Annotated in this window: 12 protein-coding genes; 7 read left to right on the top strand and 5 right to left on the bottom strand. The window is 58.5% G+C overall.

Annotated elements, in window-relative coordinates:
• Window positions 1–133: 133 nt before the first annotated feature.
• Window positions 134–1,426, top strand: coding sequence for an ATP-dependent Clp protease ATP-binding subunit ClpX (gene clpX / locus C8273_RS01510; protein WP_106626093.1), 1,293 nt, complete (start codon window positions 134–136; stop codon window positions 1,424–1,426).
• 1 nt (window position 1,427) lies between these two features.
• On the opposite strand, the gene C8273_RS12905 is transcribed toward clpX, so the two are convergent.
• From C8273_RS12905 to C8273_RS01485, 5 genes are all read right to left on the bottom strand, one after another.
• Window positions 1,428–1,541, bottom strand: a complete 114-nt coding sequence (locus C8273_RS12905; protein WP_106626819.1) for a secretion protein HlyD — start codon at window positions 1,539–1,541, stop codon at window positions 1,428–1,430.
• An 869-nt stretch (window positions 1,542–2,410) separates the two neighbouring features.
• Window positions 2,411–3,163: a nucleoside/nucleotide kinase family protein gene (locus C8273_RS01500; RefSeq protein WP_234343774.1), complete on the bottom strand. Its 753-nt coding sequence runs from the start codon at window positions 3,161–3,163 to the stop codon at window positions 2,411–2,413.
• A 217-nt stretch (window positions 3,164–3,380) separates the two neighbouring features.
• Window positions 3,381–11,219, bottom strand: coding sequence for an autotransporter outer membrane beta-barrel domain-containing protein (locus tag C8273_RS01495; RefSeq protein WP_106626091.1), 7,839 nt, complete (start codon window positions 11,217–11,219; stop codon window positions 3,381–3,383).
• Window positions 11,220–11,501: 282 nt separating this feature from the next.
• Window positions 11,502–12,737: an IS110 family RNA-guided transposase gene (locus C8273_RS01490; protein ID WP_106626090.1), complete on the bottom strand. Its 1,236-nt coding sequence runs from the start codon at window positions 12,735–12,737 to the stop codon at window positions 11,502–11,504.
• Window positions 12,738–13,128: 391 nt separating this feature from the next.
• Window positions 13,129–15,393 carry an anaerobic ribonucleoside triphosphate reductase gene (locus C8273_RS01485; protein WP_106626089.1) on the bottom strand — a complete coding sequence of 755 codons (2,265 nt, stop codon included), beginning with the start codon at window positions 15,391–15,393 and terminating at the stop codon, window positions 13,129–13,131.
• A gap of 428 nt (window positions 15,394–15,821) precedes the next feature.
• On the opposite strand from C8273_RS01485, the gene trpS reads away from it, so the two are divergent.
• The 6 genes from trpS to C8273_RS01455 all read left to right on the top strand — a co-directional run bounded on the left by trpS (window position 15,822) and on the right by C8273_RS01455 (window position 23,135).
• A complete protein-coding gene (gene trpS, locus C8273_RS01480) occupies window positions 15,822–16,835 on the top strand; it encodes a tryptophan--tRNA ligase (protein WP_106626088.1) in 1,014 nt (337 codons plus the stop codon).
• The gene (locus tag C8273_RS01475; RefSeq protein WP_106626087.1) at window positions 16,835–17,554 is read left to right on the top strand and encodes a phosphocholine cytidylyltransferase family protein; all 720 of its coding nucleotides are present in this window, start codon (window positions 16,835–16,837) and stop codon (window positions 17,552–17,554) included. The genes trpS and C8273_RS01475 overlap by 1 nt, the downstream gene beginning before the upstream one ends.
• Before the next feature lie 308 nt (window positions 17,555–17,862).
• Complete coding sequence (gene aepX / locus C8273_RS01470) at window positions 17,863–19,158, top strand: phosphoenolpyruvate mutase (RefSeq protein ID WP_106626086.1); 1,296 nt, start codon at window positions 17,863–17,865, stop codon at window positions 19,156–19,158.
• Window positions 19,159–19,866: a class I SAM-dependent methyltransferase gene (locus C8273_RS01465; protein ID WP_106626085.1), complete on the top strand. Its 708-nt coding sequence runs from the start codon at window positions 19,159–19,161 to the stop codon at window positions 19,864–19,866. It begins immediately after the preceding gene.
• A gap of 3 nt (window positions 19,867–19,869) precedes the next feature.
• A complete protein-coding gene (locus C8273_RS01460; RefSeq protein ID WP_106626084.1) occupies window positions 19,870–20,964 on the top strand; it encodes a 2-aminoethylphosphonate aminotransferase in 1,095 nt (364 codons plus the stop codon).
• 71 nt (window positions 20,965–21,035) lie between these two features.
• Complete coding sequence (locus tag C8273_RS01455) at window positions 21,036–23,135, top strand: sulfatase-like hydrolase/transferase (RefSeq protein WP_106626083.1); 2,100 nt, start codon at window positions 21,036–21,038, stop codon at window positions 23,133–23,135.
• The last annotated feature ends 50 nt before the right edge of the window (window positions 23,136–23,185 follow it).

The raw sequence follows: 23,185 nt of genomic DNA, 5'->3' as shown, positions 1-23,185 counted from the left end.
TAGCATATGCAGCAGAAAATTTTTCCATCCATAATTACAGTTCCGCAGATGATTGTTCCTTGTTTCTTTCACGTTCCTGTGTTATTCTATGATAGAATTTATCAAAGGACAATGATCCTGAAAGGAATTTGAAATGTCGAAAAATCCGGTGAAGCATCAGTGCAGCTTTTGCAAGCGCATCATTGATGTCCGCGACCAATACGATATGCCGATCTACGATCCGAACACGGGCTTTGCGATCTGCAAGGACTGCGTGCGGGAGATCAACCGCTTTCTCGATGAGCACGATGCCTCCGTCTCCTCCGAGGAGCGGTCTTCGTTTCGTATGCAGCTGGACGACGTGCTCGAAAAGACGCGCCCGCACCTCATCAAGGAGTATCTGGACAACTACATCATCAAGCAGGATCGCGCAAAAAAGATCCTTGCCGTTGCTGTTTACAACCACTACAAGCGCATGAAGTACGGCTACGAGAACAAGGGAGAGGACACGGAGATCGAGAAGTCGAACGTGATCATGCTCGGTCCCTCGGGCTGCGGCAAGACGGCGCTCCTCTCCCATCTCTCGAAGCTGCTCGATGTGCCGTTTGCGGTGACGGACGCCTCAAGCCTCACGGAGGCGGGCTTTGTTGGCGCAGATGTGGAGGTCGCCGTACGCAATCTCTACTATGCGGCGGACAAGGACGTGGAGAAGGCGGAGCACGGCATCATCTACCTCGACGAGTTCGACAAGATCGCGCGCAAGTCCGGTGCGAACAACTCCATCACCGCCGATCCCGGGCATGAAGGCGTGCAGCAGGCGCTGCTCAAGATGCTCGAGGGCAGCGTGGTCGAGTTCACGGCACGCGGCCAGCGCAAGCACCCCGAGGCACCGACGATCAAGGTGGATACGAAAAACATCCTCTTTATCGTGGGCGGCGCATTCGTCGGCATTGAAAAGACGATTGCAAAGCGTCTGCGCAAGGGGAACGTCGCGATGGGCTTCGGCGCGGAGGTGCGCGGCAAAGAGGTGGAGAAGGAGTTCGACACGCTGATCCACCAGGTAACGCCCGAGGATCTGATGCAGTACGGAATCATCCCCGAGATCATCGGCCGCCTGCCCGTGATCTGCACGCTTGAGACGCTCGACGAGGACGCGCTCCTGCGCATTCTCACGGAGCCGATCAACGCACCCGTACGCCAGTATGAGAAGCTGCTCGCGATGGACGGCGTGGAGCTCATCTTTACCGAGGACGCCCTGCGCGCCGTCGCAAAGAAGGCGATCGAGCGCAAGACGGGCGCACGCAGCCTGAAGGGGATCATCGAGGAGGTCATGCTCGACGTGATGTTCGACATCCCGCGTGAGACTGCACCGCGCCGCGTCACCGTGACAGCGGAGTGCATCACGGAGGGTGCCGCACCGATCATCGAGAATGCGGCGGCGGGGTGAATTAAGGAAGCACTGATAAATTCAGCCACGCCATCTTAGCGCATCTTTTTTGCCCGCTCAATGCCTGCAAATCCTCCACATAGCCCTTGCTATGCGTCCGGTTTGCCTCCTCAATCGGACAGAAAAATCTACGCCAATCTGACGGACTTTATTTTATCAGCGATTCCTTAAGACTTGAAAAAGCAAAAAAAAATGATATAATAACCATAGAAAGTCTGAATGTGTCATTTTAGGCCAAAAGAAAGAAAATCCCCTGCGCTTGGTAACCGCAGGGGTCTTTCTTTGCGACCGGTAATGTCGCGTCAGGCTGATGCCACAATGGCGGCTGCTTCTACCGCCTCAGCCTCTGCAAAATCAGCGCCCCGAGAATACTCCCGAGTACGCTGTTCAGCAGGGAAAGCAAAAAGTCTGTTAGTGTCATCTGATAGCCTCCTCCCCTAACCATATTGGCTTCGGTAAAGGCCGTGGCAGCTTCAGTATAGCACAACGGACGACAAAAATCCCACTGCGCCTGGTAAACGCAGTGGGATTTTTCGTGTGCAATTTCGTCTGCAACTTAGGGAAGCACTGATAAATATCTGAGGGGCTGTTTTATCAGCGATTCCATAAATTTATCCTTGCAAAACAACATAAACGTGTTATACTGTCTATAGAAGTCATGGAATGTCATGGACAATCCATAAAAAAGAACGCCCTGCGGCTGGTTACCGCAGGGCGTTCTTTTGCGGTTGGTTAGACCGCATCAACTGTCTGCCACATGAGATGCTCTCCGCTACCACCTCAACAGTCGAAGGATCAGCGCCCCCAGGATACTTCCCAGAATACTGATCAGGAGAGATACGACAAAGTCATAGAACATCATGAGACACCCTCCCTTCCTTGCCGGATTGGCTTGGTTGGGCCGTGGCTATTTCAGTATAACACAACGGACGACAAAAATCCCACTGCGCCTGGTTAACGCAGTGGGATTTTTCGTATGTAGCTTTATCCGCGCACAAAGTCGCCGTCCGCCTCCATCTGCCAGACTTCGTCCGCTGCACCTGCGTGCGCGGCAAAGCGCAGGACATTCGGCGCATCGCTCGTCTCGTAGAACGCCGTTGCTTCTGCCTCCGAGCCTCCGCCCTGCACCTTGCGGGCGATGAGGCGGTCACGCAGGAATGCGGGCGGCGCGTCGATGCGCAAGGTATAGTCGGCGAGGGCACGCAGATCGCGCCACGGCTTCTCATCGAGCAGCAGCCAGTTGCCCTCGATGAGGAGGATGGGCGCGTCTGCGATGAGCGCATCGGGTACAACATCGTGAATGCGGCGGTCATAGACGGGGAAGAGTGTCCGCCCGTTCTTCGCCGCACGCAGTTTTGCTGCGAGCGCAGATACGTCGAACGTCTCGGGCGCACCCTTGATGGATTTCAGTGGTATCTCCACACCGTCGCGCAGGATGGTATGTGTCTCCAGATAACGGTTCGGATGGTGAACCCCGTCCATACCGAGTGGCTGAACGCGCGTGAGTTCTTCGTGCTGCCGCGCGAGCTGTTCGAGGAAGAGCAGCAGCGTGGATTTCCCCGTGGCGGGCGGCGCGGCGAGGAAGACGAGGATGCGCCGCGCTGCCGCACGCTGCATCTCCGTAAGGCGACGCAGCAACGGCAGAAACAGCCCCTCCACCGTATCGGCGTTATAGCGGATGCGCTGCGGCAGTCCGTTCACGGTCATCTCGTAGTCGCGCCATCGTTTCTCGTGCATGGGAACTTCTCCTTTCGTTTCGCTTTTATTCCAGCAGAAAATCAGGAGTTTGGAAATGCGTAAAGCGTTGTTCGGTGACGCATACGATGCTTCAGCTGCATCGTTCATGGCTCCCCTTCCGGCTCGCCTTGCTCGCCACCTCCCCCGCTCCGGCGGGGGAGGCTAATATGCCATGCTCCCAAGCCTCCCTGCCACAGCGGGGCGGCTATTGCTGTCGTTAGAACGCCCACTTGACGGAGATGCCGCCCGTGACGCCCTGACGCTTGCCCTGCCAGCCGCTCAGGTTCAGATCGTAGCTGATACGGCTGTCCGCCTTCGGTGCGAAGCGATAGCCCAGCTCAAGAAGCCCGCTGCCGCCCCTCAGCGACGGACTCGGCGCGCTGTCTCCATCGTAGGTCGCACGCGCATCGCCGCCAAACTCATACTCCCACGCAAGTCCCGCATAGAGCTGACTCAGCGCCGTCTCACCGTGCGTGTAGCGCGTGCCGATGCGCAGGCGATGCGAGTTCACCGCATCGAAGTCACAGGTCTCGCCCGAGCTGAGATGTGCGCTCGCACCCGCCGTATGCGCGTAGGAGTAGCGCACATACGCGCTGACGGTATCGCCCTCACGCACGCGGAAGTCCTTGCCCACGCCGACGTGCATCGCGTAGTAGGTGCTCGTTGTATCGTAGCTGGTGTCAAGCCCCGTATAGTCGCTCTTCGTGCGGCCGACGCGCAGCGCACCGTCGATCCAGCTGTTCGCCTTCGTCTCCAGCTTCGCCATCATACCAACGCCGACATAGCTCGTCTTGCCGCTGCCGTGCGTGCCGTCGTCGAGGTAGGAGTCATAGCTGCCGCGCCCGTATTCGATGAAGGGGCCAAAGGTCAGAGTTCCTGCCTTCACCGCATTCTCACGCGCCCAGCCGACGCCGAGATTCCATCCCTTCATATCGACGTATGAACCGGTCTTGTGACGCAGAGAACCTGCGCCCATGCCTGCCCAGAGACCATATACGCCGCCGCTCGTCATCGCCGCAGCAGCCGCCTCCTTCTGCGCCGCAGACATACCTGCACCCGCGAGGAAGTCCGCGCCGTCGTTCAGGAATGCGCTCGCGCCCGCGCGCGTCTCGACGAGGGACTTGGCCTGTCCGTTCATGCCCGCCTTCGTGACGGTCGCAACGAGCTTGCCGTCCGCATTCCTTGCGATGCCAAACGTATAGTTGCGCGTGACGCCGTCCGTGCCCTCGGCCGTCACATTGTCGCCAATGCTGACCGAGCCGCCCGCCGTCTTGTTCTCCACAAGGGTGAACGTGTCGCCCTTCCGAAGTTTCTTCGTCGCGCCACTGCGGTGAACCACGAGATGGATATCGGAAAGATTCTTCTCGCCCGCAGCATTCGTAAGACTCAGCAGCGTATGTGCCGTGCCGTCCGTCGGCGCATCCTCCAGATCAAAATGGATGTTCTGGATGCCGCCGAGGTCGCCAATCGACGTCGTGCCCGTGCCATAGTAAACGGCGAGCGTGTTGCCCGTGCCGCTTGCAGCCGTGCTGCTGACCGTCACGCTGCGGAAGCCGGTGCGGTTCTCGTTCGTGATCGTACCGCTGCCGCCCGTAACCGTGCCTGTAACCTTGGTGTTGCGGAGGCGGATGATATTGTCGTTCGTGATCGTGCCTCTGCCGCCCGTGACACTGCCCGAGACGGTCGCATCCGTCAGGTTGATCGCATTGCCGCTCGCGGTCGTGCCATAGCCGCCGACAACGCTGCCAACGGTCGCCTTTTCAATCGTGACCTCGTTGCCCGTTGCCCTGCCGCCCGTGACATCGGTGTAGCCGCCGTAGACTATCCCGCTGACCGCAGCCGTGCCATTCACTGTGACCTTATTGGAAATGCTGTCGCCGCGCTTATCCGTAGCAGCCTGAGAGCCTGCGCCCGTCGTCCGGCCGCCGTACACATTCGTATAGCTGCCGTCCGCGAGCGTGATCTCATTGTTCGTCGTCGTATTGCCCGCCGCCGAGCGTCCGCCCCATGTGTCAGCGCCGACGGTCGTCGCCGCCTTCGCACCTGCAAAGGTATAGGCATAGCGGACAATCTTTTTCCCGCCGCGAACATCGAGATCCGTTTCCTGCGTCCCGTCGGCATTCAGTTCAGACTTGAACGCTTTGCCGCCCGCGAGGGTCAGCGCGTTTGCACTCTCGACGAGGGTCACGGGGTTCGCCGTCGCATCAAAGTTCGTCGCAAGGGTATCGAGGTTGAATGTCCCCGTATCCGTCAGCGTCAGCTTCGAGGCGGCATCCTTGAACGCGACCTTCTCGAAGTTCTCAACCCTGCCGACACGCGCCGCCGCATCGACGTTCAGCCTATTGCCGTCCGCCGTGCGGTTGCCGCCGGAGACTGTGCCCGTGACCGTACCGCCCGCAAGCGTGACGGTATTATTATTTGTCGTGCCGTCCGCCGCCGCCGTATAGCCGCCGTAGACATTGCCAATCTTGCCGCCCGTGATGGTGACACTGTTACTGTAGCTGTTATCCTTGTCGTCCTTCGTCGTGCCCGCGCCGCTCGTATGACCGCCGTAGACGTTCGTATAGTCGCTGTTTACGGTGATATGATTCGTATGCGTTGCGTTGCCCGCCTTCGAGATGCCGCCGTAGGCGTCAGTACCTATGACGCTCGCAGACTCTGCGCGCGCAAACTGGTAGCCTTCGTAGGTAATTTCAGTGACTTTGCCGTCATTGTTCTTGCGGACATCGACGTTCGTCTCCGCCGTGTCCGTCGTCTCGGACTTCGCCGCGCCCGTGTAGCCCACGAGGTCGATGCCGCTCTCGTTCTTCAGCAGGGTGAGCGGTTTCTCCGCCGTTCCCGTCGCCGTGAGATTCGTCCAGTTGACCTTCGTCTGCGCGCCGCCCGTGATGGTCAGCAGCGTGCTGTTCTTTACAGCGCCCGCCGCATCAAAGTTTACCTTCTGGAAGCCGCCAATGTTCGCGGCGATATTCGTGCCCGCAACATTCAGCGTGTTGCCCGTGCCGTCTGCCGCGCCGCCCGTGATTGTACCCGCGACATTCGTGCGGTCGATATTGACCGTGTTTTCGTTTGCAGTCGTGCCGCTGCCGCCCGTGATACTCCCCGTGACGTTCGCCTGTGCGAGGCTGACGATATTTTTATTCGTCGTCGTACCATCGCCGCCGACGATATTGCCGGAGACTGTGCCATTGCCGACCGTGACGCTGTTGCCCGTGGCTTCGCCGCCTGCGGACTTGCCGCCCGTGATGGCGCCGCTGTCTGCCTTGATATTGACAATATTGCCCTTCGCATCGCCCGCCGACTGACCGCCGACAACGCTGCCCGCGATTGCCTTCTCAACCGCGACCTCGTTGCGCGTCGCCTTGCCATTTGCAACATCCGTAAAACCGCCGTAGACTGTGCCGCTGACCGCAGCCGAGCCGTTTACCGTGACCTTGTTGGAAATGCTGTCGCCGCGCTTGTCTGCCGCAGCCTGAGAACCCGTTCCCGTCGTCCAGCCGCCGTAGATGTCCGTGTGATTGCCGCCCGTGATGGCGACGCTGTTCTCCGCCGTCGTGTTGCCCGCAGAGGAGCGGCCGCCCCATGTGTTCCCGCCGGAGGTCGTGCTCTCCGTCGTACCCTTGAGGCTGTAGGAGGAGTAGCGAACGATGTCGGTCAGCAGCGTGCCGGTCTTCCTCACGTCGAGATTCGTCTCGCGCGTGCCGTCGGCGTTCAGCATGGACTTCGGCTTGTTGTCATAGTCGGCGATGGTCAGACCTGCCGCGTTGTGTACGAGGGTCGTAGGTGTTTCCGTCACCGTGCCGTTCGCTTCGATGGCGTCGAGGCGCATAGAGGCTGCGCCCCCTGTGAGCGTCAGCATCGGATTTGCAGTCATTGACTCCTTGTAGTTAAAGACATATTTCTCGAAGTTCTCAATCTTGCCGACACGCGCATTTGTGTTGACAACGAGCTTGTTGCCCTGCGCCGTGCGGTTGCCGCCGGAGACTGTGCCCGTGACCGTGCCGCCCGCAAGCGTGACGGTATTATTGTTCGTCGTGCCGTCTGCCGCCGCCGTATAGCCGCCGTAGACGTTGCCGAGCGTGCCGCCCGTGATGGTGACCGTATTGTCATGGCTGTTCTTCTTCTCGACAGCTGTTGTGCTCATGCCGCTCGTGTGACCGCCATACACGTTCGTATAGTTGCCGTTGACGGTGATATGATTCGTATGCGTTGCGTTGCCCGCCCGCGAGATGCCGCCGTAGGCGTCAGCACCTATGACGCTCGCAGACTCTGCGCGGGCGAACTGGTAGCCCTCGTAGGTGATTGCGGTGATTCTGCCGAGGCTGTTCTTGCGGACATCGACGTTCGTCTCCGCCGTGTCCGTCGTCTCGGACTTCGCCGCGCCCGTATAGCCCGTGAGGTCGATGCCGCTCTCGTTCTTCAGCAGGGTGAGCGGTTTCACCGACGTTCCCGTCGCCGAGACCTTCGTCCAGTCCACCTTGGTCGCATTAGCGCCCGTGACGGTCAGCAGCGTGCTGTTCTTCACAGCACCCGTCGCATCGAAGTTCATGTTTTGGAAGTTCTCAACACTGCCCGCACGGTTGTTCATGCCCACGACGTTCAGCGTATTGCCGTCCGCCGTGCGGTTGCCGCCGGAGACTGTGCCCGTGACCGTGCCGCCCGCAAGCGTGACGGTATTATTGTTCGTCGTGCCGTCCGCCGCCGCCGTATAGCCGCCGTAGACGTTGCCAAGCGTCCCGCCCGTGATGGTGACGGTATTGCTGTAGCTGTTATCCTTGTCGGCCCTCGTCGTACCTGCGCCGCTCGTGTGACCGCCGTAGACGTTCGCGTAGTTGCCGTTTACGGTGATCACATTATTGTGCGTGGAGTTGCCCGCCCGCGAGATGCCGCCGTAGGCGTCGGTGCCACTGACGACAGGGGTCGTTACACCCGCGAACTGGTAGCCTTCGTAGCGGATGTCCGTGATATTGCCGCCCGTCCTATGGGCGGCGATATTTTTCTCCGTCGTCTCATCCGCCTCGGATTTCAGAATGTTATCGGTCGCAGCAAGCCCGTTGACCGTGATGCCGTTCGCATTGTGCAGGAGGGAAATGCCGCCGCTGACCGTGTCGCCCGTGGCGTCAATCGCGCCCCTGTCGAGCGTCGTGCCCGCGCTGCCGTTCAGATTCAGCATGGTCTCACCCGCAGCGACACCCGCCGTATCGAAGCTGACCTCTTGGAAGCCCGCAATCCACCTGGCGCTGTTCACGCCCTTGACACTGAGCAGATTGCCCGTGCCGTCTATCGCGCCGCCAATGACAGCCCCCGTCACCGTCGCGCCGTTCAGATGGACTTCGTTGTCGTTTGCCGAGGTAGCATTGCCGCCGTAGACGTCACCCGTCACCTGCGCGTCGTTCAAGAGGTAGACCTTGTTCTTGCTTGCCGAGGCACCTTCGCCGCCGAAGACAGCCCCCCTCACCGTCGCGCCGTTCAGATGGACTTCGTTGCCGTTTGCCGTCCCAAAACCGGTAGAGCCACCGTAAACAGTGCCCGAAGTACGTATGCCGTTCAAGTAGACCTTGTTGTTGTCTACCGAAGAACCGCTGGTGGCACTTCCGCCATAGACATAGCGGCTGTCATTCAGTGTGACACCTTCGTTGATCGTCACTACGTTGTTCGATGCCTTGCCGCCCGCCACGGTCGTCATACCGCCATAGACATTGCCGCTGACCGTGGCAGTGCCGTCGACTGTGACCTTGTTATACGTGCTGTTGCCCTTGTCCGCTGTTGCAGTCTGTGAGGATGCCCCCCTCGTCCAGCCGCCGTAGACCTCCGTATGCGTTCCGCTGCTCACCGTGATCTCGTTGCCCGTGGTCGTGTTGCCGACCCTCGAGCGGCCGCCCCATGTTTCGCCCCCAACCGTCTCGGCAGTGCGTGCGTCCTTGAACTGGTAGCTGTTGTAGGCGATTCTCTTGACAGTGCCGCCCGCCTCGACGGCTTCGATGTCGTACTCGCTCTTGCCGTCTGCGCTCAATGCGGATTTTACACTGCCCGCCGTGTAGTGCGAAAGGTCAATGCCCTGCTCGTGATAGATCAAATCGATGCCCCGCGCCGTGCCTGTGGCTGTGAGCGCATTCCAATCGAGCGCCGTCCGGTTGGCGGTATTCGTAATGGTGAGCATAGTCGCACCCGCAGCGACACCCGCCGTATCGAAGCTGACCTTTTGGAAGCACGCAATCTGCCCGGCGCTGTTCACGCCCTTGACACTGAGCAGATTGCCCGTGCCGTCTGCCGCGCCGCCGGAGACACCCCCCGTCACCGTCGCACCGTTCAGATGGACTTCGTTGTCGTTTGCCGAGGTAGCATTGCCGCCGTAGACGTCACCCGTCACCTGCGCGCCGTTCAAGTAAACCTTGTTCTTGCTTGTCGAGGTAGGGCCAGCGCCGCCGAAGACAGTCCCCCCCACCGTCGCGCCGTTCAGATGGACTTCGTTGCCATTTGCCGTCCCAAGACCGGCAGAGCCACCGTAAACAGTGCCCGGCGTACTTATGCCGTTCAAGTAGACCTTGTTGTTGTCTACCGAAGAACCGCTGTTGGCACTTCCGCCATAGACATCGCCGATGCCATTCAGTGTGCCCCCGTTGATCGTCACTTCGTTGTTCGATGCCTTGCCGTCCATCACAGTCGTCATACCGCCATAGACATTGCCGCTGACCGTGGCAGTGCCGTCGACTGTGACCTTGTTATACGTGCTGTTGCCCTTGTCCGCTGTTGCAGTCTGTGAGGATGCCTCCCTCGTCCAGCCGCCGTACACGTCCGTATGCGTACCGCTCGTAACCGTGATCTCGTTGCCCGTCGTCGTGTTGCCGATGACGGAGCGTCCGCCCCATGTTTCATTGTAGATGCTGCTCTCGGCAGTGCGTGCACCCTTGAAGATATAGCGCGCATAGTCGATTTTTTGACCCGTTGTGTCTGTGCTCAGGATTGTCTCTGCGGTATCGCCCGTAGTGGTCACTGATAAAGTACCGTCCGACACGGTAATGCCGTTCACGTTCTCGATCAGCGTGCTCGTACCGATTGTCGAGAAGCCGTTCACGGTAATATCGCTCAGGCTCTTAATGGTCGTGCCCGCAGTGTCACTCAGCGTGAGCTTGGGCGAGAGCGTATTCGTAAAGGAGAAGTTGATCGTGTCGAAATTGTGGATATTCTGCGCCGAAGCGGATGCATTGACATTGAGGATGTTGCCCGAGATCGTTCCCGAACCTCCGCCGTTGGAGCCGCCGTAGATGGATTTTTGAATGCGCGTGCCTGCCGCGAGGTCATGCGCACCGTCGCCGATGTTGACGATATTGTCCTTGACATCGCCATCCCCATTCGTAAAGCCGCCGTAGACGTGATCACGAATCTCGCCGCCCGTGATTGTGACCGTATTGCCCGTCACATGGCCGCTTCCATTGGTATAGCCGCCATACACAGGTGCGCCGATTACTCCGCCCGCAATCTTGACCGTGTTGCCCGTCACATGTCCCGTGGACGCGATCCCGATGTTGCCGCCGTAGATGAAGTTCTTCACTGTGCCGCTCTCTACGACAACATGATTGTCCTCTGCACTGCCGGATGCACCGTCGACGTAGCCGCCCACGACCCCATCCACCAGCCCTCCTGCATGGAGATAGACCCGGTTCCCCACGACATCGCCGCCGCCGTAGGTGCCGCCGCCTACGGCGCTGTCGACTGTTCCGCCGCTGCGGATATGGACAATATTGTCCTTCGCGCGCCCCGTACCGCGCGTGAAGCCGCCGAATATATTCTTGCCGCTGTAGTCATAGTTCGCCAAGGTCAGCGTGTTGCCCGATACATCGTCTCCATTTGCGGGATCGTTGATGGCACCGGCAGCACTGCCGGTATTGCCGTACGGATCCGTGGCATTGTTGGTCGGCGGGGTTGACGCATTGATCGTCACGTTCTGCCCCGTCACCTCTGCCGCATACGCATTCGTCGCCCCCGCGAGGGAGCCGCCCGTCAGTGCGATTGCGACGAGAAGCGCCAGCCGTCTTGATTTGATTTCCTGATACATATCATTTGCCTCCTGCGCGTGATTCCTATACATCCTATCAATATTTTCTCACATCTACGAGAAATATCAACAAAGTATGTCATAAACGACGAAAGTATGTCATGAACGCGAAAGCAGTCAAATAGGAAACACTGATAAATTCTTATGTAGTGACCCCCAAAAGTTAGACTGATAGGATCTAACTTTTGGGGGGCAGATCATTGCACGCTCTTTTGTTATGAAAAGTTTATACAAGAATAAAAAAGCGCAAAAGTCCCCCATAGCTATCTTGAATGAAAAAAATTATGCAATAGCAACATCCTCTGCGGCATGAGGAAGCCAACCAAGTTTTGTTAATTGTTTGAGATGGTGAGTAATCTTCTTATCGCGGTTGAACTGCGTGTAAAAATCTTCTCCTAGATCAATAAAGGTCTTGCCACTCTTTAGAATATGATAAATCGCAATGAGCATACTATGTGCAACAGCGACTGTAGCTCTGTTGGCACCTCTGCGTACAACCAACCGTTGGTATTGTGCACGAAAATAAGACTTGCAGCGTGATGCTGCCTTAGCACACTGCACGAGCGTCGTTCGAAGTGTTTGGTTTCCCTTTACAACACGGCACCTTCGCCTTTTTTGGGCGCTTTCGTTATTTCCGGGGGCAAGCCCCGCCCAACTAGAGAAATGCTTGTCTGTGGCAAAACGACTCATATCAAGGCCCGTCTCAATGATGATTGTGATTGTCTCTGCACTACGCTTACCAATGCCCGGTAGTTCGTCTAATTTTTCTATGGCTTCTTGATACGGTTGCAGATAACGGCTTAACATGTCATCCATTTCGCCAATCCGCTGACTCATATCATCGATATGATCCACAACTCTTCGAATGAGCTCCTTTTGCAACGGTGTGAGGAATCCGTTCATGGCTTTTAGGATCGCATCCACTTTCCTGACAAGTTTACCGTGAATCATCCCCTCAACACATTCTCGAGTCAATGGTTCATCGCTTTCAAGCATGGATTGGAGTAATTTACGAGCGCTACGTCCATTGATATTGGAGACGACATTGGACAACTTTACGTTACCCCCCTCGAGCATTTTCTGCAATCGGTTGAGTTCACGTGCTCGTTCCCGTACAAGACTGATACGGTATCTAGAGAGTTCTCTGAGCTCACGTTGCTCACGATTCGGGATATAGCTCGCCTTGATTAGTCCATGCCTGAGTAGATCAGCGATCCATTCAGCATCGCCAATGTCGGTTTTTCGTCCTGGCACATTTTTGATGTCACGAGCGTTCGCAACGATAGCGTCGAGCCCAGATAGTTCAAAAATGTTGTAAAGCGGCTTCCAATAGGAACCGGTACTTTCCATAGCGATGATCTGACATTTGCGCTGCTGCAGCCACTTGGTTAGTTCACGAATCTCGTCATTGTTGCTGTCGAAGGTCCTGATTTCCTGTTTATTGCCGCATTTCAAGCAGCAAACCAGAACCCTCTTGTGTACATCAATCCCACAACAACGTTCGTACAATACTTCCATGATTGACACCTCCATGCTAGATTTGTACGACGTGGCCTCTCTATAACAACTCATTTTGTTATACGTCCTTTCGAGCGGCTGCTCTGGACAAAGTGTGGTACAAATAAGAGGCCAGACCAGTTTGTATCACGGGCTCTAGGCTCAAAAAAGAACCGGTCTTATACCGTCTATTCAATTATAGCATACGGATTGCCGCTATGAATCTAAACTTTTCATTTATGATGGTGCCCTTAGGCATGTAAGTTTGTATTGCAATTTGTGAAATTTGTGTCTGCGGATCAGCTGGCTGTGATTATCCACTATTTATCAGTGATTCCATAAATATGTTTGCATAAAAAGAGGAGCTGCTGCACGAATCAAAACAATTCATGCAGCAGCCCAAATATTCTACTCAGTCCTTCATACGCGGCACGGTCATGGTACCAAACGAGCTTTCCTTGCGGTGGCAGTGCGGGCACTCGTTCTCGATGAGTCCCGTGTAGCCGCAGACAGGGTCGCGGTCGACGGGATGGTTGATGGAGAAGTAGCCCATGTCCGCGTCGTGCATCGCACGGACGACCTTCTCGAACGCCTTGACGTTCTTCGACGGATCGCCGTCCATCTCGATGTAGGCGATGTGCCCCGCGTTCTCAAGCGCATGATACGGTGCCTCGATGCAGATCTTGTCATACGCGCTGATGTCGTAGTAGACGGGCACATGACTGGAGTTCGTCATGTAGGAGCGATCCGTGACACCGGGGATGATGCCGTACGCCTTCTTGTTCGCACGCTGGAACTGCCCCGCTGTGCTCTCGGCGGGCGTGCCGAACGTCGTCCAGTTGCGCTGTTCCGCCTCGGTGTACGCGTCCGTGCGCTCTCTGAGATGTCCGACGATCCTCAGCCCGAGCTCCTGTGCCGCTGCACTCTCGCCGTGGTGCTTGCCCGTGAGGGCGACAAGGCACTCGGCAAGTCCGCAGAAGCCAATGGAGTATGAGGCGTGCTTGAGAAGATCCTTGATCGAGTCGACCGGACTCGCCTTCTCGCTGTCCATCCACACGCCCTGCCCCATGAGGAACGGATAGTTGTAAACGTGCTTCTCCTCAATGATCTTCAGGCGGTCGAGGAGGTAGTCGTGACAGAGATCAATGTAGTGATCGTACAGCTCCCAGAATTTATCGAGGTCGCCCTTTGCCTCCAGCGCAAGCTTCGGCAGGTTGATCGTCGTAAAGGAGAAGTTGCCGCGGCTGCCCGACTGCTCGGGGCCGTTGACGTTGCTCATAACGCGCGTGCGGCAGCCCATGGTCGCGACGCAGCTGTTGTAGTCCCCCGGCTTGTAGTACTGGAGGTTGTACGGCGCGTCGAGGTTGACGTAGTTCGGGAACAGGCGGCGTGCACTGACGCGGCAGGACTCGATGAAGAGGTCGTAGTTCGGGTCCTCGGGGTTGTAGTTGACGCCCGCCTTGAGCTGGAACACGGAGATCGGGAAGATCGCCGTCTCGCCGTTGCCAAGCCCCTGCCATATTGCGCTGAGCACCTCGCGGATGACGAGGCGTCCCTCGGGGGAGGTGTCCATACCGTAGTTGATGGAGCTGAACGGGACCTGTGCGCCCGCGCGGGAGTGCAGCGTGTTAAAGTTGTGGATGAGCGCCTCCATCGCCTGATGGGTCTCCTCCTCGACGCTCTCACACGCAAGCTGATAGACGGTGCGCACGTCCGCTTCGAGTTCCTGTGCGACCGGTGTCTCGAACGCCGTGCTGTAGACGACGTGCAGGGCGCGTGCGAGTTCTGCACGTGCCTTTTCCGCACGCGCCTCGTCCTGCTTTTCCGCATAGACGCAGACGGCAAAGTCAAGTTCGCTGCGCAGTGCCTTCTTGAACGCCTCGTGTGTGAAATGGCCGCGCCCAATGCGGTAGAGGAGTGCCTTCCACGCCTCCTCGACGAGTGCCTTGCGGAAGGACTTCTTCACGCCGTCCGCCATCGCGTAGTCGAATGCGTTGATGCTCTGCCCGCCGAACATATCGTTCTGGTTCGACTGGATTGCAATGCACGCAAGGCTCGCGTAGGCACGGATGGAGTTCGGCTCACGCAGGAAGCCGTGCCCCGTGGAGAAGCCGCCGCGGAACAGCTTCAGCAGGTCGATCTGGCAGCAGTTGAACGTGATGAGCGAGAAGTCCTTGTCGTGGATGTGGATGAAGTTCTCGCGGTCGGCGGTCGCATAGCGTTCGTCGAGGACGTAGTTGTCGACGAAGTGCTTTGCGCCCTCGGCACCGAGCTTGAGCATGATGCCCATGGAGGCGTCCGTGTTGATGTTCGCGTTGTCGCGCTTGAGGTCGGAGTCGACGGAGTCCGCGAAGAAGATGTCGCGGTAGCTCGCCATGAGGTGCTTCTGCGCGAGGCGGCGCTGTGCGTGCCGCTGACGATAGGTGATGTAGCGGCGCGCGATGTCGTGGAAGCCGTGCACAAGCAGCTGCTTCTCGACGAGATCCTGTATCTCCTCGACGCTGATCTCCGTGCGGTCGCCGAACGACGCCTCGACGGCGCTTGTCACATTGTCGATCTCGATGCCCGTCATCGGGTGGACGTATTCCTTGCTCGCCGCTGCAATCGCGTTGCGGATCTTCGCGCGGTCATAAGGGACGGCATGGCCTGCACGCTTCGTTACGGTCGTCACTGTCATATTTGAGCTCCTTATACTATATATTGTGGTTTGCTTTTGATGGTACGGAAGATATTGTAACAGAGAGAAGGAATGTTGGCAAGGGGATTTTTGAGCGCAGTAGAGAAAATGCCCCTGGGGATCACGCGAAGCGGTGGAAGGGGCGCTTTGAGCGAATCACGAGGGTTCTAGCGTTCAAAAGTCATATCTGCCACAGGCGCCCCTACCGTCACGCTGGCGCGTGCCACCTCCCCCGCGCGGCAGGGGAGGCTCATGCAGCGATCTCAGGCCTCCCCCGTCAGTACGGGGGAGGGGGACCGCGAAGCGGTGGAAGGGGCGCTTTGAGCGAATCAATAAGATTCCACTGAAACGGTGCGCCATTCTTCCTTTGCTTATCTTTCTCTCATGGTATATAATGAAAAGTATTCTACAGTAAAGGAAGGAACGTCATGAACGACAATACAGCAGCAGTCAACTCCCGCCGCAAGATTATCCTGAGCGGCATTCAGCCCACCGGCACATTCACCCTCGGCAACTATCTCGGAGCGGTGAAGAACTGGCGGCGCCTGCAGGAGGAGTACGACTGCTATTATTTTGTCGCCGATCTCCATGCGCTGACGGTGTACCACGAACCCGCTGCGCGCCGCAAGGCAAGCCGTGAGGCGTTTGCTCTGCTGCTCGCGTGCGGTCTCGATCCCGCGCAGAGTCTTGTCTTTATCCAGAGCCACGTCCCCGCGCACGCGCAGATGGGGTGGATGCTGTCCTGCCTCAGCCCGTTCGGCGATCTCTCGCGCATGACGCAGTTCAAGGACAAGTCGGCGAAGCACCCCGAGGACATCAATGCGGGGCTGTTTACGTATCCGGCGCTGATGGCAGGAGATATCCTTCTCTATCAGGCGGACTATGTGCCCGTCGGCGCGGATCAGACGCAGCATCTTGAGTTTACGCGGAACATCGCCGCGCGGTTCAACCACGTCTACGGCGAGACGTTCCGTCTGCCTGAGGGCTATTTCCCGAAGGCGGGCGCGCGCGTCATGAGTCTCGCGGAGCCGACGGCGAAGATGAGCAAGTCAGACGAGAATGCGAAGGCGACAATCTACATCCTCGACGATGAGAAGACGATCCTCAAAAAGTTCAAGTCCGCCGTGACGGACAGCGAAGCGGAGGTTGCATTCCGCGAGGGCAAGGACGGCATCAACAATCTGATGACGATCTACTCCGCCGTCACAGGAAAGTCGTTCGAGGCGATCACGGATGAGTTTGCGGGCAAGGGTTACGGCGACTTCAAGACTGCCGTCGGCACGGCAGTCGCCGACGAGCTGCGCCCGATCCGTGAGGAGTATGCCCGCATCCTCGCGGACAAGGCATATCTCGATGCGGAGATCGCAAGGGGCGCGGAGCGTGCCGCGCACATCGCGGAGAAAACGCTGAAGAAGACGATGCGCAAGATGGGGCTGTGCTGATGGGTGCGCACCGTGTAACACGCGCCGTCATTCTCGCGGCGGGACGCGGCTCGCGGCTCGCGCCGCTGACGGATCGGATGCCGAAGCCGCTCGTGCCCGTGAATGGCGTGCCGATCATCATGACCATTTTAGATGCGCTTAATGCTGCGGGGGTTTCGTCGATAACTATTATACGGGGCTACTCTGGCGAGGCGTTTGACGCGCTTCACGAGAAATATCCGCATCTCGCCTACATCGACAACCCTGACTGGGCGACGGCGAATAATATTTCCTCCGTCGCGCTTGCGGGGCGTGCAGGACTCCTCGCGGACAGCTATGTCATCGAGGGCGATCTCTACCTCGCGAATCCCGCCGTCATCACGCCCACGCAGACGCGGACGAACTACATCGCATTTCCTGTTTCCGCGACGGACGACTGGTGCTTCGACGCGGATGCGGACGGAACGATCACACACATCGACACAAAGAGCGACCACCCCTGTCATCAGATGCTCGGGCTGTCCTACTGGACGGCGGAGGACGGGCAGCGGCTCGCGGCATGTGCGAATGCGCTCTACCACGAGGAGCAGTATCGTCAGCTCTACTGGGACGAGATCGCGCTGAAATACTATCTGCCCGCGTTCTCCATCCACATACGGGAGTGTCGGCGGGAGGACGTATGGGAGATCGACACGGTGGAGGAGCTGCGAGAACTGGAGGCGCGGATGCGCGAAAAATAAGCACTCCCGTCGCGGCGGGGGGAGCGGTCAACGTCATCCAATCACACGTCGCTGTCGCTCGTGTTCTTGGGACGTTTTCCCATACGACCTGTTTCCCAATCAGCTTCGTCCTACGGACTTGCTTCTTGGACAGGTCAGTAAGTGGCGAACGTAGTGAGCCGATAGGGGCGCCGGTGGGAACTGCGGCTTTCTTACGATAGGGATATGCAAATCGTCCAAAGCGCCCCTTCCACCGCTCACGCGGTCCCCCTCCCCCGCCGTGGCAGGGGAGGCTTAAAGTTACACTGGGATAGAGGGAGAACTGCCACATGAAGAAAGTTTACACCTGTTTCTGCACCGACATCATTCACGCGGGGCATCGCAACCTCCTGCGTGCGGCGGCGGAGTTGGGCGAGGTCACGGTCGGCGTGCTGTCCGATCCGGAGATGGTGCGCTACAACCGCTTTCCGACCAAAAGCCTTGAGGAACGTATGGAGATGATCCGCGTGCTGCCCGAGGTCGCAGAGGTGGTCGTACAGGAACACATCATGTACGACGAGATCATCGAGCAGCTGCGTCCCGACTATGTCGTGCATGGGAGCAACTGGGCGCAGGGCCCCGAGTCCTCCATCCGCAAGAACGTGCTCGCCGCGCTCGCACGCTGCGGCGGCGAACTCGTAGAGCCGCCGTACACGGAGAATGTCGAAGTCCGCAATATGGACTGGCGGATGCGCGAGCAGCTCGCCATGCCCGAGGCGCGACGCGGCAGACTCCGCCGCCTATTGGACATTGTTCCCATCGTTAAGACCATCGAGGTACACAACGGCCTGACCGGGCTGATTGCCGAAAAGACGGTGGTCGAGAACGACGGCGGGCTTGACCAGTTCGATGCGATGTGGATCTCAAGCCTCTGCGACTCGACCTCGCGCGGCAAGCCCGACATCGAGCTGGTCGACCTCTCCGACCGCATCCAGACCATCAACGAGGTCATGGACGTGACGACGAAGCCGATCATCCTCGACATGGACACGGGCGGCACGGCGGAGCATTTCGCATACAACGTCCGCACCCTGGAGCGCATCGGCGTCTCCGCTGTCATCGTCGAGGACAAGACGGGTGCAAAGCGCAACTCGCTCTTTGGCACGGAGGTCGCGCAGACGCAGGACACAATCGAGAATTTCTCCGAGAAGATTGCGGCGGGCAAAGCGGCACAGCGTACAGAGGAGTTCATGATCATCGCACGCATCGAGAGCCTCATCCTCGAAAAGGGGCTTGATGACGCACTCGCACGGGCGGAGGGATACGTCGCAGCCGGCGCGGACGGCATCATGATCCACTCGCGCGCGAAGTCCCCCGACGAGGTCATCGCGTTCTGCGACGCATTCCACGCAAAGCATCCGAACATCCCCATCGTCGCCGTCCCCTCCTCCTACAACACGATCACGGAGGCGGAGCTCGCGGCGCATGGCGTGCGCATCGTCATCTACGCGAACCAGCTGACACGCGCGGCATTTCCCGCCATGGAGAGCGCGGCGCGCTCCATTCTCACGCACCACCGCGCGCGCGAGATCGACAGCACGCTGCTGCCGATCAAGGACATCATTCGGCTGATTGAGGTAATGTAATTGGGAAATAAATGGAAGGAAATCTGGAACCGCAGGAGACCCGTCACGGGCGGACTCGACGGCGATTGGCAGGAAGTCTTTCTCGAACTGAAGCGCCTCAATGGCTATGATGTGATAGAGGGCGGCATCCCGCTGGACTCCTATCTCAACTTCAACGCAGGTCTCGTGGAGCTGCTCGACCTCACGCCGGGCAAGTCCGTCTATGAGGTTGGCTGCGGTGCAGGCGCGAATATGTACCTCATGCAGCGCGAGGGGCTGATTGTCGGCGGCAGCGACTATGCCGCGGGACTGGTCGAGACGGCACGTATGGTCGTGCCCGACGCACGCGAGATGGGCGCGATGGAGGCGGCGGACATTCCGACGGAGGAGAAGTACGACGCGGTCTATTCCTGCGGCGTCTTCTCCTATTTCCCCGATCATGACTACACGACCCGCGTGCTCGAGCGGATGCTCGAAAAGAGCACGCACGCCATTGGCATCACGGAGCTGCATGACCGCGCGACACGACAGGAGTATCTTGCCTTCCGCCGCGCGAACATCCCAAACTATGACGAACGCTATGAGGGGCTGAGCCGCCTATTCTACCGCCGCTCCTTCTTCGAGGGCTTTGCTGCTGCGCATGATCTCTCCATCCTCTTCCCCAGTCTCGAACTGGCGCATTACTGGAACAACCCGTTCGTCTTTACCTGTTTTATGTATCGGAAGTGACCTATGGATATCAAACGCAACATTCTCCTCAACCCCGGCCCCGCAACGACCACCGACACGGTCAAACGTGCACAGCTCGTCCCCGATATCTGCCCGCGCGAGCGGGAGTTCGGGCAGCTGATGCGGGATCTCGGCACGGATCTCGGCAAGGTCGTCCACGCAGATCCTGCGGACTGGGCGACCGTCCTTTTCTGCGGCTCGGGAACCATTGCGATGGATGCCTGCGTCAGCTCGCTCGTCCCTGCGGATGGGAAGCTCCTCATCGTCAACAACGGCGCGTACTCCGCGCGTGCGGCTGCGATGGCGCGCGCCTACAGCGTGCCGCATATCGACCTACAGTTCCCCATCGACGGGCTGCCCGATCTCGCGGAGGTTGAACGGGTACTCGATGAGAATCCGGACATCGCCGCCGTCTACACGACGCATCAGGAGACGGGAACAGGCATCCTGAATCCCGTGCGCGAGATCGGCACCCTCGCCCACGCGCACGGTGCCATCATGATTGCGGACACGATCTCGACCTACGCCATGATCCCGTTCACGGTGGATGAGATGAACATCGATGTCTGTATGTCCTCGGCACAGAAGGGCATTCAGGGCATGACGGGGCTGTCCTTTGTGATCGCGCGAAAGACCGTCCTCGACGCGGCAAAGGCATATCCCGTGCGCTCCTACTACACGAATCTCGTCATGCAGTACGAGGGATTCGAGGAGACGGGCGAGATGCGCTTCACCCCACCCGTGCAGACCGTGTATGCCGCAAGGCGCGCACTCGCGGAGTACTTTGCCGAGGGTGCGGCGAAGAAGTGGGCACGCCATACGCGAACCATCAATGCCATTCATGAAGGGCTCGCGAGGCTTGGTCTCACGGAGGCAATCCCCCGTGAGATCCAGTCGGGGCTCGTCGTCGCCGTGGAATATCCGTCGGCGGACTTTGATTTCACACGAGTACACGACTATTGCTACGAGCGCGGCTACACCATCTATCCCGGCAAGATGCAGACCTCCTCGACGTTCCGCCTCTGCGCCCTCGGCGCGATTGACGAGACGGATATCAAGGGCTTTTTCCGCGTGTTGGAAGCGGCACTAAAGGCGTAGAGGCGATATGCGACAGCGCGGTACTCCGCAGCAGTGCTCCCTCACGACATTTCTCAAAACGAAAGGACATCATGCAGGACGATTTCACGGTATTCTGGCGAAACAACGACCGCGCCTACGATCTCTTTCAGGATCTTTTGGTGCGCGCCGCAAAGAACGCCTACGATGACGACTTCCTCGCCCAGCTTGCCGCCTACCGTGCGGAATCGCCCGAAAGCGAAAAGGCGGACATCTTTGCCGCGCAGTATCTCCTGCACCACGGCGACGTGGAGAATGCAGTGATCTGCGGCGAGCGTGCTTATGCGAAGCGCCCGCTGAATCACGAGGTTCTAAAGATCCTTGCCGTTGCATACAAAGCGCTTCATCGGGAGATGGATTCTCTCGTCATGCAGGGTCGTGCCTACGGACTCTACGGCACGCCGAAGCTCGCCCTATCCCTCACGGCGGATAAGGTGGAGGAAGGACTCGGACGCCTCACCTTTGCGATGGGAAAATGCTTTCAGCTGCCCGTTGCGGGGAGCCGTGCCTATATGGAAAATGGGGAGCTTTCCTTTCGCTTCGATGCCTTTGTCGGTGAGGAAATCCCTATGACGATGCCGGAGGGCAGCGCGCGCTTTTGGAGCGGAGTCTATGCTGAGAACGAGGGGATCTACGCCCACAGCCACACCCTCGCTGCGGGGCGTCATGCCGACTGGTTCCTCTCGTACGGGCACCGCAATTTCTTCTTCGATCTGCAAAAGGCTCGCGCAGCGTGCGGCATCGTCTCGCTCAAAGTCCCTGCGCGTGAGGCGATCCTTCCCGTCGCAGGGACGGAGGAAGATCAGCCCCTCTTCATCCGCACAGCGGACGACACGCATGAGACGGCGCTCGGTCAGTGGACGTTCAGCTTTCTGCGTCTCGACGAGGATACCGAACTTCGCTCCGATACCCCATACGCGGTTGGTACGCCGATTCTCCTCGGACACAGCCCCGCGCGGCGCAAGCTCGTCCTGAACATCTTTGTCGATGCACTGTCGTGGGTAATTGCACGCCCCTACGCCGCAACGCATCTGCCGAACATCACGCGCTTTTTTTCACGCGGTACGATCTTCGATCAGCACTTTTCGACATCCGAGTACACGCTGCCCGCATTTGCCGCGATCGAAACGGGGTATTACCCCCACCACACACATATTTTCAACGTGGATGCGGGCTATGAACTGCCACTCTCCATGCGGACAACGGCGGAGCAGATGAAGGATCTGGGCTACTACTGCGCTACGCCAATGGCAGCGAATCAGCTGCTCCTGCACGGTGAGCTGCGCGGCTTTGACCGCGTCGTCACTTCCTCGTGGATCCAGCATTCGCTTGATGGCACAGATCGTGTCCTGCGCCAGATTCGAGCCTTTGAGGAGTGCGACCAGTATCTTCTGCTCGTCACGAACGACGTGCATCCGTACAACATACACGGGTACAAGATCGACACGACGGTGGAGACACATCTGCCGCTCGCCGAACGCTTTCCCGCCCAAGACAAGGACGCGCCGAGTGTACGTCTCGCCGCGCTCCAAATCTATCGGGAGCAGTATTTGGAACGTATGCGCCAGCTCGACCGCAACCTTGGTCTGCTCTTCTCCGAGATTGAGCAGACCTTTGCGGAGGAGGAGTACCTCGTGAATCTCTACTCCGATCACGGTGCGTCCGTATTCAGCTGCACGGCGGGGAATAGCGGTGATCTCATGAGCGAGTACGCCACGAGCGCGACGTGGATGATGCGCGGTGCCGGCGTGCCCGAAGGTGTTGTCGCACAGGAGCTGACGAGTACGGTGGATCTGTACCCAACACTCGGCCATCTCTGCGGATTCTATGTGCCGCCGAAGATCGACGGGAATCTGCCCGCCGTCTTCGGCGGCAAGGAGCGCGATGCGGTCTATAGCGCCTCTCATTTCCCCGGGCAGACGTACAAGCTCGCCGTGCGCACGCATGAGCATGCCCTGCGCCTTGAAACACAGGGCTTCGTTAGAAAGGATGGGACGGCGGACTTTGCAGAGGCGACAGTGCGCATCTATCCGCGCGGGCATGAGCTGGAAAAGGAGTATGCCGTGAACAGCCCCGAACTGCGTGCGTTTTTCTATCCGCGTGCACGGGATTTCGTGCGGGAGATCGCGAATAACGGGGAAGTGTTTGCATAAGAGAGCGCTAAACGGTACTCCTCGCAGAACCCTCGTTACGCAAGCGGTCG

Source organism: Candidatus Centipeda massiliensis (assembly GCF_900290285.1).
Classification (GTDB): domain Bacteria; phylum Bacillota; class Negativicutes; order Selenomonadales; family Selenomonadaceae; genus Centipeda; species Centipeda massiliensis.
This window is presented reverse-complemented; position numbering and strand designations above follow the sequence as displayed.